This is a genomic window from Microvirga sp. HS2 (genome assembly GCF_055792805.1).
The window spans coordinates 367,117-381,533 of record NZ_JBVVAJ010000001.1 but is presented as its reverse complement, the minus strand read 5'-3'; the positions used below and the strand labels follow the sequence as shown (position 1 = coordinate 381,533).

16 protein-coding genes are annotated in these 14,417 nt (G+C 66.5%); 7 read left to right on the top strand and 9 right to left on the bottom strand.

Going from position 1 to position 14,417, the window contains the following annotated elements; translation table 11 throughout:
- Positions 1–283 precede the first annotated feature (283 nt).
- Positions 284–1,348, top strand: coding sequence for an MBL fold metallo-hydrolase (locus ACS5Q0_RS01775; RefSeq protein ID WP_473124873.1), 1,065 nt, complete (start codon positions 284–286; stop codon positions 1,346–1,348).
- On the opposite strand, the gene ACS5Q0_RS01770 is transcribed toward ACS5Q0_RS01775, so the two are convergent.
- Positions 1,305–1,976, bottom strand: coding sequence for an HAD family hydrolase (locus tag ACS5Q0_RS01770; RefSeq protein ID WP_473124872.1), 672 nt, complete (start codon positions 1,974–1,976; stop codon positions 1,305–1,307). The genes ACS5Q0_RS01775 and ACS5Q0_RS01770 overlap by 44 nt on opposite strands.
- Before the next feature lie 9 nt (positions 1,977–1,985).
- Positions 1,986–2,783 (bottom strand): GyrI-like domain-containing protein, encoded by a 798-nt coding sequence (locus ACS5Q0_RS01765; RefSeq protein WP_473124871.1) that lies wholly within the window; start codon positions 2,781–2,783, stop codon positions 1,986–1,988.
- Between the two features lie 186 nt (positions 2,784–2,969).
- Here ACS5Q0_RS01765 and dapF point away from each other — a divergent pair, with 186 nt between their 5' ends.
- Both dapF and mtaB read left to right on the top strand, forming a co-directional pair.
- Positions 2,970–3,854, top strand: a complete 885-nt coding sequence (gene dapF / locus ACS5Q0_RS01760; protein ID WP_473124870.1) for a diaminopimelate epimerase — start codon at positions 2,970–2,972, stop codon at positions 3,852–3,854.
- On the top strand, positions 3,854–5,107 hold the full coding sequence (gene mtaB / locus ACS5Q0_RS01755) for a tRNA (N(6)-L-threonylcarbamoyladenosine(37)-C(2))-methylthiotransferase MtaB (RefSeq protein ID WP_473124869.1): 1,254 nt from the start codon (positions 3,854–3,856) through the stop codon (positions 5,105–5,107). The genes dapF and mtaB overlap by 1 nt, the downstream gene beginning before the upstream one ends.
- Positions 5,108–5,235: 128 nt before the next feature.
- Here mtaB and ACS5Q0_RS01750 read toward each other — a convergent pair whose 3' ends face one another.
- Positions 5,236–5,937 (bottom strand): RluA family pseudouridine synthase, encoded by a 702-nt coding sequence (locus ACS5Q0_RS01750; RefSeq protein WP_473124868.1) that lies wholly within the window; start codon positions 5,935–5,937, stop codon positions 5,236–5,238.
- 179 nt (positions 5,938–6,116) lie between these two features.
- Here ACS5Q0_RS01750 and ftsY point away from each other — a divergent pair, with 179 nt between their 5' ends.
- Together ftsY and ACS5Q0_RS01740 are read left to right on the top strand one after the other, a co-directional pair.
- A complete protein-coding gene (gene ftsY, locus ACS5Q0_RS01745; protein WP_473124867.1) occupies positions 6,117–7,481 on the top strand; it encodes a signal recognition particle-docking protein FtsY in 1,365 nt (454 codons plus the stop codon).
- Positions 7,478–8,074, top strand: a complete 597-nt coding sequence (locus ACS5Q0_RS01740) for a septation protein A (RefSeq protein ID WP_473124866.1) — start codon at positions 7,478–7,480, stop codon at positions 8,072–8,074. Before ftsY ends, ACS5Q0_RS01740 begins: the two co-directional genes overlap by 4 nt.
- On the opposite strand, the gene ACS5Q0_RS01735 is transcribed toward ACS5Q0_RS01740, so the two are convergent.
- Complete coding sequence (locus tag ACS5Q0_RS01735) at positions 8,071–9,411, bottom strand: adenylate/guanylate cyclase domain-containing protein (protein ID WP_473124865.1); 1,341 nt, start codon at positions 9,409–9,411, stop codon at positions 8,071–8,073. The genes ACS5Q0_RS01740 and ACS5Q0_RS01735 overlap by 4 nt on opposite strands.
- Positions 9,412–9,511: 100 nt before the next feature.
- Between ACS5Q0_RS01735 and ACS5Q0_RS01730 the strand changes: the two genes are divergently transcribed.
- Entirely contained in the window at positions 9,512–10,000 is a 489-nt protein-coding gene (locus tag ACS5Q0_RS01730) for a YaiI/YqxD family protein (protein ID WP_473124864.1), read from the top strand.
- On the opposite strand, the gene ACS5Q0_RS01725 is transcribed toward ACS5Q0_RS01730, so the two are convergent.
- Genes ACS5Q0_RS01725 through ACS5Q0_RS01715 form a run of 3 tightly spaced genes read right to left on the bottom strand, consistent with a single transcriptional unit; the run spans position 9,966 to position 11,429 of the window.
- The gene (locus tag ACS5Q0_RS01725) at positions 9,966–10,541 is read right to left on the bottom strand and encodes a DsbE family thiol:disulfide interchange protein (RefSeq protein ID WP_473124863.1); all 576 of its coding nucleotides are present in this window, start codon (positions 10,539–10,541) and stop codon (positions 9,966–9,968) included. The genes ACS5Q0_RS01730 and ACS5Q0_RS01725 overlap by 35 nt on opposite strands.
- On the bottom strand, positions 10,534–10,689 hold the full coding sequence (ccmD, locus tag ACS5Q0_RS01720) for a heme exporter protein CcmD (protein WP_473124862.1): 156 nt from the start codon (positions 10,687–10,689) through the stop codon (positions 10,534–10,536). Before ccmD ends, ACS5Q0_RS01725 begins: the two co-directional genes overlap by 8 nt.
- Complete coding sequence (locus ACS5Q0_RS01715) at positions 10,689–11,429, bottom strand: heme ABC transporter permease (RefSeq protein ID WP_473124998.1); 741 nt, start codon at positions 11,427–11,429, stop codon at positions 10,689–10,691. Before ACS5Q0_RS01715 ends, ccmD begins: the two co-directional genes overlap by 1 nt.
- A gap of 481 nt (positions 11,430–11,910) precedes the next feature.
- On the opposite strand from ACS5Q0_RS01715, the gene ACS5Q0_RS01710 reads away from it, so the two are divergent.
- Positions 11,911–12,903 (top strand): M23 family metallopeptidase, encoded by a 993-nt coding sequence (locus ACS5Q0_RS01710; protein ID WP_473124861.1) that lies wholly within the window; start codon positions 11,911–11,913, stop codon positions 12,901–12,903.
- Here the strand turns inward: ACS5Q0_RS01710 and ccmB are convergent, their stop codons facing one another.
- A complete protein-coding gene (ccmB, locus tag ACS5Q0_RS01705) occupies positions 12,904–13,572 on the bottom strand; it encodes a heme exporter protein CcmB (RefSeq protein ID WP_473124860.1) in 669 nt (222 codons plus the stop codon).
- Complete coding sequence (ccmA, locus tag ACS5Q0_RS01700; protein ID WP_473124859.1) at positions 13,572–14,195, bottom strand: heme ABC exporter ATP-binding protein CcmA; 624 nt, start codon at positions 14,193–14,195, stop codon at positions 13,572–13,574. The genes ccmB and ccmA overlap by 1 nt, the downstream gene beginning before the upstream one ends.
- Positions 14,196–14,417: the final 222 nt, after the last annotated feature.

Genomic DNA, 14,417 nt, shown 5'->3' with positions numbered 1-14,417 from the left:
AGGCGAAGGCGTGGATGGCCGGAACAAGCCCGGCCATGACGGGCGAGAGAAAGACCCAAAGAGAAACGCGCCCGAGGGCGCATCGCGCTGTCGGACGTTGACCTCCAGCCTCTCGGGCTGGTCGGCGGCTCAAAGGGCTCGCTCTACAGATTTGCGGTCAGGCGATAGAGGAAAGGGAGCGCAGAGTCAAGAAAAGAGCAGAAAAGCCCTGGTTCCGGCAGGACTTGCCGCAGGAAATCTCGATCCCCATGCTTTAAGAGCTCCGCCTGCATCAAAGATGATCATGAATCGCCGCAGCCTGCTGAGAACATTGAGCGTCCCCGCCCTCGCGGCCTCCGGGATCGTCGGCTGGATGACGGCGGCCCGCGCCACGAACCGCTATTACCAGGGACCCGTCACCGACCATTTTGACGGGGTGCGGTTCTTCTCGCCCAGCCAGCCTCAGGACAAGGGCTTCGTCGAATTGCTGCGCTGGCAGCTCGGCGGCGGCAGGAAGGAATGGCCGGAGACCTTTCCGAGCCCCTTTCGGGACCAGCCTCCCGCCGCGGTCAAAGGCCTGCGGACGGTCCTCATCGGCCATGCCTCGTTCCTGATCCAGGTGGCGGGCCTGAACATTCTCATCGATCCGGTCTTCTCGGAGCGGGCGAGCCCGGTTTCCTTCTCGGGGCCGAAACGGGTCAATCCGCCCGGCATCGCGTTCGAGGATCTGCCGCAGATTCACGCGGTGCTGATCACCCACAATCATTACGACCATCTCGACATCGACGCTCTCGGACGGCTCTGGCACCGTCACCGGCCCCGCTTCGTCGCGCCGCTCGGCAACGATGCGGTGATCCGGGCGGGCCATCCGGAGATCGTCGTCGAGACCCGGGATTGGGGCGGGTCGGTGGATCTCGGCCATGGCGTTGTCGCGCATCTGGAGCCCGCCTATCACTGGTCGGCGCGCGGCATCAACGATCGCCGCATGGCGCTCTGGTGCGCCTATCTGCTCACGACGCCCGAGGGCACGATCTACCATATTGGCGACACGGGCTTCGGCGACGGCCGGATCTTCCACGCGGTCCGCGAGCGTTTCGGCCGCATTCGCCTCGCCCATTTGCCCATCGGCGCCTATGAGCCGCGCTGGTTCATGGAGCCGCAGCACATGAATCCCGAGGACGCGGTGAAGGTATTCCGGATCATCGAGCCGAACCAGGCGTTCGGCCACCATTGGGGCACCTTCCGCCTCACCAACGAGGGCATCGACGAGCCGCCGCAGGAACTGGCGGCGGCTTTGCGGGCGGTGGAGCTTCCCGAGGATCGGTTCAGGCCTCTTCGGCCCGGCGAGGCGTGGATTCCATCAGGGTGACGATCGCCTCTTCGAGATCTCCCGGCTCGTCCACCAGGCGGGCAACTCCGGCCTTGAGCAGCTCCTGCCGCGATCCATAGCCCCAGGTGACGCCGATGGCCGGAATACCGTTGCTCCGCGCGCCGATGGCATCGTGCTCGCGATCGCCGATCATGACCGCTTCCGCTGGCTCGAAACGCTCCCTGTCGAGGATGTGCCGGATCAGGTCACGCTTGTCGGCGTTGCGGTTGTCGAGTTCGGAGCCGTAAATTTCGCAAAAGAACCGCGACAGCCCGAAATGCTCCGCGATCCGCCTTGCGAAGACATGGGGCTTGGATGTGGCGACGAAGAGACGGATGCCCGCATCCCGGAGCACCTCGAGCGCGGCCGGGATGCCTGGATAGACCTCGTTCTCGAACAGCCCGACATCGCTGAAGCGCTCGCGATAGAGACGCAAAGCCTCGGGAGCCTCCTCGGCTCCGCCGAGAAGCGTCGTGAAGCCGGATATCAGCGGCGGCCCGATCATCCATGTCAGCGCATCCGCTTCGGGAACGGGGCGCCCCAGCCTTTCGAGCGCATATTGGATGGAGCGGGTAATGCCTGCCTTAGGATCGGTCAGGGTCCCGTCCAGATCGAAAAGAGCGATCATCGATAGCAATCACTTCGGCTGAACGTAGATGTTCACCTCGAAATCAGTGTTCTGCGCGTCCGTGAAATCGCTCACGTATTCCTCGATGAAGGCGTCCTTGGCGACGATTTCCTTGATGTCGAGATAGGCCGTGATCGTCTCGTAGGTGCCGTCGATCTCATCATAGGCGTCCTTGTGCACGAAGCGGAGCGCCTTGCCCTCCGGCGTCTTGCCGAACTTGATCTCGGGGGTCAGCTCGGCCTTGCCCTCCGGGGCCTGGGCGATCGGGATCATGGCCTCGTATTTGAAGCCATTGTCGTCCGTGTCGATGAAGATCGCGATGGGGCGGCCTGCGGGCGCGATTCCGGCCTTCTTCAGTTCGCCGTCGAGCTTGGCCACGGCGTTCTTGAGATTGGTGAAGGCCTCGTCCCACGTGCTGGTGCCGGACAGCACCACCGCGGGCTTGGCGACCAGAACGCCCTCTTCCACGCCCGTGGCGTCGCTCGGATTGGGGAAGAGCGTCGTGCGGGCCGCCTGCTGGGCCGGTGCGGGCGCAGACGGGCTCGCCGGAGCCGGCGTGGGCGCAGGTTGCGCCGTTGCGGGGGGCTGAGGCTGAGCCGGCGTTTCCGGGGCGGGGGCGGCCGGAGCGGCTTGAGGAGCCGGGCTCGCGGGCGCCGTCTCTGGCTTCGCGGGGGCCGCGGGAGCCGCGGGAGCCGCCGGGGCGGGGGCCGGATCGGCCGAAGGCGTGCTCGCGGGCGGCGTCTGCGCCAGAGCCACGCCCGAGCAGAGGGCAAGCACGAGAACGATGGTGGAGGAGCGCAGCCGCATGGGAAAGTGCCTTAAGCCTCGAATCACGAAGGGATCACGAGCTGGAGCATAGGAGGGTTTTGGTCCGGTCGCGAGAGCGTCCGGAGGCCTCTGTGGAGGACGGATGGTAGCAGCCCGATATCCCCCTCTCGCGGTTTTCCGCGTTTTCAGCCATATACGGCCCATGAGCGTCCGCATGAGTGTCCCATGAGCCCCCTCGCGAACCACCGCTTCCTGAAGATGAACGGTCTCGGCAACGAGATCACCGTGCTGGATCTGCGCGGCTCGGCCCATGTGGTCAGGGCGGCGGAAGCTCGCGCGATTGCGGCCGATCCGCGCTCGCATTTCGACCAACTCATGGTGCTCCACGATCCGGTTTCCCCTGGAACGGACGCGTATATGCGCATCTACAACACGGACGGCTCGGAATCCGGCGCCTGCGGGAACGGCACCCGCTGCGTCGCCTGGGCCATGCTGACCGATCCGATCATGAACCGCCCGGCGGACAGGGGGCTGGTGCTCGAAACCAAGGCGGGCCTTCTGCCCGTGACGCAGGTTTCCGAGACGGTGTTTACCGTCGACATGGGCCCGCCGCGCCTCGACTGGACCGAGATTCCCCTGCGCGACCCTTATCCCGATACCCGCGCCATCGCGGTGGACGCGCATCTGCCGGGACACCCCGAGCTCAAGACCCCCTCGGCCGTCGGCATGGGCAACCCGCACGCCATCTTCTGGGTCGAGGATGCCGCAGCCTACGATCTCGCCGCCATCGGCCCGATCCTGGAGCACGACCCGGTCTTCCCGGAGCGCGCCAACATCTCCCTCGCCCAGGTGGTGAGCCCGGACCATGTGATCCTGCGCGTGTGGGAGCGCGGCACGGGCGCGACCCGCGCCTGCGGCTCCGCCGCCTGCGCCACCCTCGTAGCGGGAGCCCGCAAGGGCCTGACGGGCCGCAAGGCCACGATCTCCCTTCCCGGTGGGGATCTCGTGATCGAATGGCGCGAGGAAGACGACCATGTGCTCATGACCGGCGATACGGAGCTCGAGCACGAAGGCTTTTTCTCCCCTGCCCTCTTCGCGGGAGCCGCCTGATGAGCGTCGAGGTCGTCACCTTCGGCTGCCGCCTCAACACCTATGAGTCGGAGGCGATGCAGCGCCATGCGGAGGATGCGGGCTTAGGCGAGGTCATCATCGTCAATACCTGCGCCGTCACGTCCGAGGCGACGCGCCAGGCGCGCCAGTCGATCCGCAAGATCGCCCGCGAGAAGCCCGACGCGCGCATCATCGTGACGGGCTGCGCCGCGCAGGTAGAGCCCGAGACCTTCGCGGCCATGCCGGAGGTGTCCCAGGTCGTCGGCAACCACGAGAAGATGAAGGCCGAAACCTGGACCGGCATGCGCGATTTCGGCGTCGGCGCATCCGAAAAGGTTCTCGTCAACGACATCATGGCGGTGACGGAAACCGCCGTGCATCTCATCGACGGCATGCGCGGGCGCACCCGCGCCTTCGTGCAGGTGCAGAACGGCTGCGACCACCGCTGCACCTTCTGCATCATCCCCTACGGCCGCGGCAATTCGCGCTCCGTCCCCATGGGCGCGGTGGTGGAGCAGGTGCGCACCCTGGTGGAGCACGGCTCGCGCGAAGTGGTGCTCACCGGCGTCGACATCACGAGCTACGGCAAGGACCTTCCCGGCGAGCCGAAGCTCGGCACGATGGTGAAAAGCCTGTTGCGCCACGTGCCGGAGCTGGAGCGCCTGCGCATCTCCTCGATCGATTCGGTGGAGGCGGACGACGACCTGCTCGACGCCATCGCCAACGAGAGCCGCCTGATGCCGCATCTGCACCTCTCGCTCCAGGCGGGCGACGACATGATCCTGAAGCGCATGAAGCGCCGCCATCTCAGACGCGACGCCATCGCCTTCTGCGAGCAGGTGAAGCGGCTGCGCCCCGACATGGTGTTCGGCGCCGACATCATCGCGGGCTTTCCGACGGAAACGGAAGAGATGTTCTCCCGCTCCCTCGACATCGTCGAGGAATGCGGCCTCACGCATCTCCACGTCTTCCCCTTCTCGCCCCGTCCCGGCACGCCCGCCGCACGCATGCCGCAGGTTCAGCGCGATCTCGTGAAGGACCGCGCCCGCCGCTTGCGCGAGAAGGGCGAGGCTGCGCTGCTCAAGCATCTCGGTGAAGAAGTCGGCGCGCGCCGCAACGTGCTGATCGAAACCGACCAGCTCGGCCGCACGGAAGGATTCACCCTCGTGCGTTTCACAGACGAGGTGAAGCCCGGAGAGATCGTTCCCGTCACCATCGCGGGCCATGACGGCAAGGAATTGCTGGCGGCGTGATTTTGGTTCTTTCGACTCCAGCGTCTCCTGTCATGGCCGGTCTCGTCCCGGCCATCCCTGTCTTGAGAACCGCAGCGGAATGAAAAACGTGGGTCCCCGGCACAAGGCCGGGGATGACGTGAAAGGCATTATTCCGGATCGGCCCCGCCGTCCGGGACGACGCCGCAGAGCCTCACCCGCTCGCGCATATGCTCCGGCACCGGCGCCTCCACGACGATCGGCGGCTTCTTCGGATAGAGCGGCACGCTCACGCTGCGGGCGTGGAGATGCAGGCCCGGGCCGTGGAAGCGCGGGGCCGTGCCGTAGATCGGATCGCCCAGGATCGGGAAGTTCATGGCCGCGCAATGGACGCGAAGCTGGTGGGTGCGGCCCGTGACGGGGCGCAGTTCGAGCAGGGCGAGCCCTTCCGCGCGCCCCAGCACCCGCCACTTGGTCAACGAAGGCTGGCCCTTCGGGTCCACCTTCATCCACCAGCCGCGATCCGGCGATTTCGGGGCCAGTGGGAGATCGATCTCGCCCTCCTCCGCCTCGGGCCCGCCCTCGACGACGGCCCAATAGACCTTGTCGACTTCGTTCTTGCGAAAAAGCTCATTGAGGCGGGCGACGGCCTTCGGGTGCCGCCCCAGGATGAGGCAGCCGGAGGTGTCCTTGTCGAGGCGGTGCGCGGCTTCCGGGCGGCGGGGCAGGCCGAAGCGGAGGGCGTCGAGGTGACGAAACAAAGTTTCCCCGCCCTTCGGGCCGGGATGCACCGGCAGACCGGCGGGTTTGTCGATCACGAGCATCAAGGCATCGCGATACAGCAAACGGCTCACTATCTCTTCCGCATTCATGATGCCTCGGCTAGAGCATCGGACCCAAAAGTGGAACCCACTTTTGGGATTGATCCGATGCTTACGCTTCATGTTGGCGCATCGTTCGGGGCGGAAAACCGAATCCACTTTTCCGCACGATGCGCTAAGGAGGCAAAGGCACTAAATCAAGCACAGCATTCACGAGGCAGCTCAGACCCATGGCCGAAACGAAGCCCGACAAGCCCGGATTTTTCTCCCGTCTCTTCGGGCGTAAAGGCGAAACCGCCCCTGAGGCCGCGCCGCAAACGCCCCAGGCCGGGGGCGAGCCCGAGGCCATGCCCTCCCCGCCCGCGACGGGGGCGGATGATTTGACGGCGGCTCCGCCCACGGTCACCACGGCCTCTCCGGACACTCCCGAAGAGAACAAGACCGCCCCAGAACTTGCCGGAGCCGATCTGCAGCCTGTCGAGACGGTGGAGCCCGAGGGCGGCAATCCGAAGGAGCCGATCCCGCGCATCGAAACCGAGGCGGGTCCCGAACCCCGGCCGGACGTGGTGGAGGCGGAAGCTGACAGGCCTGCCCCGACCCCTCTCGTTGAAGCCAAGCCTGTCGAATCCATGCCGGCCCCGGCGGAGAACATGCCCGCCCCAGTCGAGAAGCGCGGCTGGTGGCAGCGCCTGACGGAGGGCATGCGCCGCACCTCCTCGTCCCTGTCGGACAGCGTCACGGGTCTTTTCACCAAGCGCAAGCTGGACGATGCGACCCTGCAGGATCTCGAGGACGCGCTCATCCAGGCCGATCTCGGCGTACCGACCGCCATGCGGATCACCGAAGCGATCTCGGCGGGCCGCTACAACAAGGAGATCTCACCGCAGGAGGTGAAGACGATCCTGGCGAGCGAAGTCGAGAAGACGCTGCAGCCCGTCGCACGGGCTCTCGATATCGACCGCGCGAAGAAACCCTTCGTGATCCTCATGGTCGGCGTGAACGGCGCCGGCAAGACCACAACCATCGGCAAGCTCTCCCAGAAGTTCCGGCAACAGGGCCTCAAGGTGATGCTGGCGGCGGGCGACACCTTCCGCGCGGCCGCCATTGAGCAGCTCAAGGTCTGGGGCGAGCGGGTCGGCGCCCCGGTTCTCGCCCGCGAGCAGGGCTCGGACGCGGCGGGCCTCGCCTTCGACGCACTCCAGGAGGCCAAGGCCAACGGCACGGACGTGCTGCTCATCGACACGGCGGGCCGGCTGCAGAACAAGGCCGGGCTCATGGCCGAGCTGGAGAAGATCGTGCGCGTGGTCAGGAAGTTCGACGAGAGCGCGCCCCATGCCACCCTCCTCGTGCTCGACGCCACCGTAGGCCAGAACGCGGTGAGCCAGGTCGAGCTGTTCCAGAAGGCGGCGGGCGTGACCGGCCTCGTAATGACCAAGCTCGACGGCACGGCGCGCGGCGGCATTCTGGTGGCCCTTGCCGCCAAGTTCGGCCTGCCGGTCCACTTCATCGGCGTCGGCGAAGGCGTGGAGGACCTGGAGCCTTTCACCGCAGGGGATTTCGCAAAAGCCATCGCCGGGATAGAAGCAACCTCATGACCGACGAAAAGCGCCTCCCGCCTCTTCTCAAGCTCGCCCTCGAAATGGGGCCGCTCGCCCTTTTCTTCGTCGCGAACGCCTATGCGGACAAGTTCGGCTTTTTGGAGAGCCAGCGCATCTTCGTGGCGACCGCCCTCTTCATCGCCGCGACAATCGTCGCGCTTGGCGTTTCCTATGCGCTTCTGCGCAAGCTGCCCATCATGCCCCTGGTGTCGGGCGTCGTGGTGGTGGTGTTCGGCGGGCTGACGCTCTTCCTGCACGACGAAACCTTCATCAAGCTCAAGCCGACCATCGTGAACACGATGTTCGGCCTGATCCTTCTGGGCGGGCTTTATTTCCGCAAGCCGCTGCTCGAGATCGTCCTCGACAGCATGTTCGAGCTGACGGAGGAGGGCTGGCGCAAGCTTACCTTGCGCTGGGCGCTCTTCTTCTTCGCGCTCGCCGCGCTCAACGAGATCGTCTGGCGCACCCAGACCACGGATTTCTGGGTGAGCTTCAAGGTCTTCGGCATCATGCCGCTGACCATCGCCTTCGCGCTGGCCCAGACGCCGCTGCTGTTGAAGCACGAGGTCAAGAAGGCCGAAGAGGCTTAAACAGGCCTCATCAGAACCACGTTGCGGGTGACGCCGGGCAAGGGCTCGTGCGCGATCTCGGCCCAGAGGACTTCCTCCCCCGCCTCCCGCACCGTCTCGATGGAGGCCAGCATGTCACAGCCCGCATTCTTCGTGGCCTGCTCGATGCGGGACGCGATGTTGACCGTCTCGCCCACGACGGTGAATTCCAGGCGGCTTTCATCGCCCACGACGCCGCAGAAGACCTCGCCCGAGTGAATGCCGATCCCGACGCGCACGGGCGGGTCGAAGCGCCGCTTGGCGTTCCAGCGTTCGATCAGCTCCAGCAAGGTGCGCCCGCAGGCGAGCGCCCGTCCCGCGTCACCGTCCTGCGCGCCCGGCACACCGAACAGGATCAGCGCGCCGTCGCCGGTGAATTTGTCGATCACGCCGCCATGACGGCTCGCGGCCCGCAGCACGCGCCGGCGGAACGAGGTGATGAACACGGCCAGCCGCGTCGGATCCATGGTCTCGCCGAACGAGGTGGAGGCGCGCATGTCGACGAACAGCACGGTGATGCGGGTGCGCCGCCCCTGTCTCAAGGATGCGAAGGATTCCTCGGTCAGAACGGGCGCGAGCTCGCGCGGCAGGTAGCGGGTGAGATTGAGGCGAAGGGTGGTCTCGCGCACCGCCCGTTCCAGGAGCACCCGGCTCTGCCGCGCCACGAGAATCAGGATCATCGCGAGCGACAGCACCATGGCGATGCGCACCATGTTGGCCTGCTCGGAGAACAGCCCGGAGAGTTCCGACAGGTCCCGCTGGCGCTGCGCGGGGGTGAGAGAGCCGCCGCCATAGGCGAGGAGCGACAGGCCGGTGACGTAGATCAAGGCCACGAAAGCCTGAAGGCGCGGCTGATAATGAATGGCCGCCGCCGAGATGGTGATGGGCACCACCCAGGCGGCTGGAAAGGCCGCGAAGAGGTTGCCGGGAATGCCCAATCCCCAATGGCTGTAGGCGAGATTGCCGAGGATCAGCAGGGCGTCGAGCACGGCCGTGATGATGGGCAGCCTGTCCACGGCGATCCGCCTGGACGCGAGCCAGGCTCCGCACCATCCGAGCGTCCCGAACAGAGTCAAGGTGAGCTCCGCGATCCAGATCTGCCTGACCGCGACGGGATTGGTGACCTCGATGCCGCCGGTCACGGCGATGACGGTCAGGAGCAGCAATCCCGCCACCACCATGCGCACCAGTCCGGCCCGCTGGAGGGCTCCGGCATCGGCCTCGCGGATCAGCCGGTGAGTGGTCTCGCTCAGCTCCCGCGATCTCCGGCGGTTGCGGAACGAGACCCAGGCGGAGCGGAAGCGCGAAGGTTGGTCCACGGGTTCTCTTCGTCCGATCTCGGGGTTATCAACGGCAAGCCCGGAAGAGCGGATCGGTTCGCCCTTTCAGAACAGATCATGCCGAAGGAATAAATGGCTCATGACCGAGACCTCTCAAGCCATCGCGATCTATGTGGATGCGGATGCCTGCCCGGTGAAGAACGAGGTCTACAAGGTCGCGGAACGCCACCACGTCAAGGTCTTCGTGGTGTCGAACAGCTTTCTCATGGTGCCGCAGAGCCCCCTGTTCGAACGCGTGGTGGTGAGCGCCGGTTTCGACGCGGCGGACGATTGGATCGCCGAGCGCGCGGACCGCGGCGCCATCGTGATCACCGCCGACATCCCGCTCGCCCATCGCTGCGTGACGGCGGGCGCGACCGTGATCGGCCCGACCGGCAAGCCGTTCACGGAAGCCTCCATCGGCATGGCGCTCGCCACGCGCAACCTGATGGAGGACCTGCGCGCCATGGGCGACGTCACCGGCGGGCCGAAGCCGTTCTCGCAGAAGGACAGGTCGGCGTTTCTCTCGGCGCTGGACGTGGCGATCAACCGCCTCAAGCGCGCGGGATTTGGCGGAGCTTCTCCTTGAAGCTCTCGAGATTCTCAGGCGTCAGCGGCCCGATATGCTTGTGGCGGATCATGCCATCCGGCCCCACGATGAAGGTTTCCGGCACGCCGTAGACGCCCCAGTCGATGGAGGCGCGGCCTTTCGGATCGACGCCGACGGCGGAATAGGGATTGCCGAGCGCGCCGAGAAAGCGGCGGGCGTTGTCGGGGTCGTCCTTCTGGTTGATGCCCACCAGCCGCACGGACGGATCCTTCGCCAGCTCCACCAGGAGCGGATGTTCCTGGCGGCAGGGAGCACACCAGGAGGCGAAGACGTTCACGATGGTGACGCGGCCCTTCAGGTCCTCGTTGGAGAAGCCCGGCACGGGCTTGCCCTCGGCGACGAGGCCCTCCAGCGGCGCGAGATTGAAGGTGGGCACGGGCTTGTTGATGAGGGCGGAGGGCAGGTCCGACGGGTTCCGGCCCGAGGTGAGCTGCAGGAAGAACAGCACCGCCAGCACGACGAAGACGAGAACAGGCAGGATGAAGATCAGCCGCGGGCGCGGCGCGGTTGCCTCAGCCACGGCGCGACCTCCTGCCGATGCCGCGGGATTCGAGCTCGGCCAAGGCGCGGACCTGGGCGCGGTGATCGATCACGGCGCGAAGAACGAGGCCCGCGACCACCAGGGCCGTGACCGCATAGGAAAAGGCGATGAAGAAGGTGTGCGTCATCAGGCGGCCTGTGCATCGAGGCGCTCGGCCTCGAGAAGGTTGAGCGTGCGCACGCGGCGGCGCAGGATTTCCGTGCGGATGCCCGAAAGATGCAGCGCCACGCCCACGAGCGTGAAGGCGACCGCCATGACGAGCAGCGGCACGAGCATGGAAGGATGGATCGTCGGCCCGCCGAGGCGGAACACGGAGGCCGGCTGATGGAGCGTGTTCCACCAATCGACGGAAAACTTCACGATCGGCACGTTCACCGCCCCCACGAGGGTGAGGATCGACACGGCGCGGGCGGCCCGGTTCGGCTCCTCGATGGCGCGCCAGAGAGCCAGAATGCCGAGATAGATGAGCAGCATCACCAGCATCGAGGTGAGGCGCGCGTCCCATTGCCAGTAGGTGCCCCACATGGGCTTGCCCCAGAGCGAGCCGGTGACGAGGCAGATCAGCGTGAAGGCCGCGCCGATGGGAGCCGCCGCCTTCTGCGACACGTCCGCCAGCGGATGCCGCCAGACGAGGGTGCCGAGCGCGGAACTCGCCATGATCACGTAGAAGAACAGGGACAGCCAGGCCGCCGGCACGTGGATGTACATGATCTTCACCGTCTCGCCCTGCTGGTAGTCGGCGGGCGCTACGAACCAGACCAGGTAGAGGCCGATGGCGAGCGACAGCACGGCCAAGCCCGTCACCCAGGGCAGCAGGCTGCCGCTGTAGCTCATGAAACGGGACGGGTTGGCAAGCTCACGGATCATACGCACGATGTAGCGGCCTTCGCTCACGCCTGCAACGAGGAGCGGCTTTTCCGCTCAATAACGATTTCGCCAGGGCGGCCGTTCTCTAGCGGCGAAAAGGACGGCCCGGCACTCCGATATTGTCCGTAAGACACCATTGTCCGCAACACAACTCGGACTTCGTCGCGCCTTGTCCCGTCCCCTCGCGGGCAGGGATGGTGCGACCACGTGAGACCTCAAACCCGTGGAGCGCCGACTCGACCTCTCCCTGCGGGAGAGGTCGGACCCATAGGTTCGGGTGAGGGGTTACAGCCATCTCCGGAAAGGTCTCACCCCCCTCACCCCCGCTGCGCTCGACCTCTCCCCGGCGGGGAGACGTGACCCTCACCCCCGCTGCGCTCGACCTCTCCCCGGCGGGGAGACGTGAGAGGTGGAGCCGCCGCGCCTTTCAATCGCCATGGGAGGGATTATGGTGATGCGCATCTTTGTTGCGGAGCAAGCCATGCGCCTTCCTGCCCTCCTCCTGATTGCCCTCGGCCTGTCCGGGGCCACCTCCGCGCAGGAGATGTCTCTCCGCCTGCCCGTCGCCTGCGAGATCGGGCGCACCTGCTTCGTCCAGCACTATGTGGACCATGATTCCACGCCGGAGGCCCACGATTATCAATGCGGGACTCTGACCTATGACGGGCATGACGGAACGGATATCCGCATTTCGACCATGGCGGCGCAGAAGGCCGGCGTCGATGTGATCGCTGCGGCGGACGGCAAGGTCCTGCGCACCCGGGACGGGATGGAGGACATCTCTGTCGCGGGCCAGGGCCGCGGCAGCGTGGCCAATGCCGAATGCGGCAACGGGGCGGTCGTCGATCACGGCAACGGCTGGCAGACGCAATATTGCCACATGGCCAAGGGCAGCCTGTCCGTGAAGCCGGGCGACGTTCTCAAGGCGGGCGACAGGATCGGTCGCGTCGGCCTGTCGGGCATGACGGAATTCCCGCATCTGCACTTCACCGTCCGCAAGGACGGAAAGGTCGTCGATCCGTTCACCTCCGGCCCTGCGACCCAGGCCTGCGGCACGAAGCAGACGGCCTCCCTCTGGGAGCCGTCCACGTTTCGCGGTCTCGGCTACGCGGCGGGCAGCGTGCTGAACAAGGGTTTCGCGCCCGGGCCCGTCACGATGGAAGCCATCGAATCGGGCGCCGCGGAACAGAACCCGCCCGCGACCACCTCCCCCGCCCTCGTGGCCTATGTGCGGGCCATCGGGCTCAAAGGCGGCGATGTTCAGACGCTCACCCTGTTCGACGCGGACGGAAAGCCGGTGGCCCGGAACACGGCTCCGCCCCTCGACCGCGACAAGGCGCAATGGATGATGTTCGCCGGGATCAAGCAGCCCACGGGCGGCTTCCGCCCCGGCCTCTACCGCGCGATCTATCGTGTCGAGCGGGAGGGCAAGCCCGCCATCGAGCAGGCCTTCGGGGTGAGCCTGAGGCCGTGATCATTCCCCCGACCGCAGGGCCGCCGCCGCTCCGACCGTGCCGACCACGGCGGCGATGAGCGACAGAGCGATGAGGATGAGGAAGGGCGTCGCGAAGGGAATCGTGCCGCCGAGCGCCGCATTCGCCGCCGAGACCCCGAAGATGAGCGTGGGGATCATGAAAGGCAGCACCAGGATCGCGAGGATCAGGCCGCCGCGCCGCAGCGAGGCGGTGAGCGCCGCCCCCACCGCGCCGATGAAGGTGAGCGCGGGCGTGCCGACGAGAAGGGTCGCCACCATGGCGAGCATGCCCTCCGGCGAAAGCGCGACGAGGAGCCCAAAGAGCGGCGTCGCGATGGCGAGCGGCAGGCCGGTGGTCAGCCAATAAGCCAGCACCTTGGCGAGCACGATGACTTCGAGGGGCGCGGGCGAAAGCCGGAGAAGCTCCAGGGAGCCGTCCTCCTGGTCCGCCTGGAACAGGCGGTCGAGGCCGATGAGGGTCGCGAGCAGGGCCGCGATCCAGAGGATGGCCGGGCCGATTCGCGACAAAAGGTTGAGATCGGGACCGAGCGCAAAGGGAATCAGCGTCACGATCATCAGAAAGAAGATGAGCCCCATGACGCCCGAGCCGCCCACGCGGGCGGCGAGCTTCAGGTCGCGGATCAGGAGCGCGCGAAAGGAGCGGAACATCACGCGGCCCCCCAGGCACGAAGAGAGGCGCGCTCGATCCGGATTTCCTTCGGTTCGGACAGGAACAGGGGCGAGTGGGTCGTGGCGGCGATCATGCCGCCCTTGGCGCGATGATCCTCCAGGAGCCGGCGCAGGGTCTCCTGAGAGGCGGCGTCCAGCGCCGAGGTCGGCTCGTCGAGAAGCCAGAGAGGGCGATGGGCCACGAGCAGGCGGGCGAGCGCCACGCGATGGCGCTGCCCCGCCGAGAGATAACCCACCGGCAGCCGGGCCGCATGGGCGAGCCCCACCGCCTCCAGCGCCTCGGCGGCGGACAAGGCCGGTTGTCCGAGAAAGTCGCGCGCGAAGTCCAGATTCTCCTGCGCCGTCAGCGCGCTTTTGAGCGCATCCCGGTGGCCGACATAATGGAGGCACTCGGGCAGGCTGCGCTCGCCGGCCCCCTCCCACAGGATCTTTCCGCCAGCGGGCGTCAGCCGTCCGGCGAGGAGTTCGAGCAGGGTCGATTTTCCGGCTCCGTTGCGGCCGGTGATCACTAAGGCCTCGCCGGATTGCAGCGTGAAGGACACGCCGTCGAAGATCCGGCGGCCGCCCCGCTCGCATGCCAAATCGTTAACGCTCAGACGCAAACCTTGCCCCAAACTCGGCCCCTGCCCTCATTGCACCCCAGAATGGTTCTAAACCGTGTAGCGGGATGGTTGGAAATGATCTATAGCACCCTCGGCTGCGCCGCGCGCCAAGGCGTCCAATCCGCCTCGCGCGCTTTTCCCCTGTCCGGGCGCCCCCGGAGCGGCGCGCGCTTATCGCGCTTTCGGCCGAACAACCTGTTCGTAACCCAAATGCACGCGAGG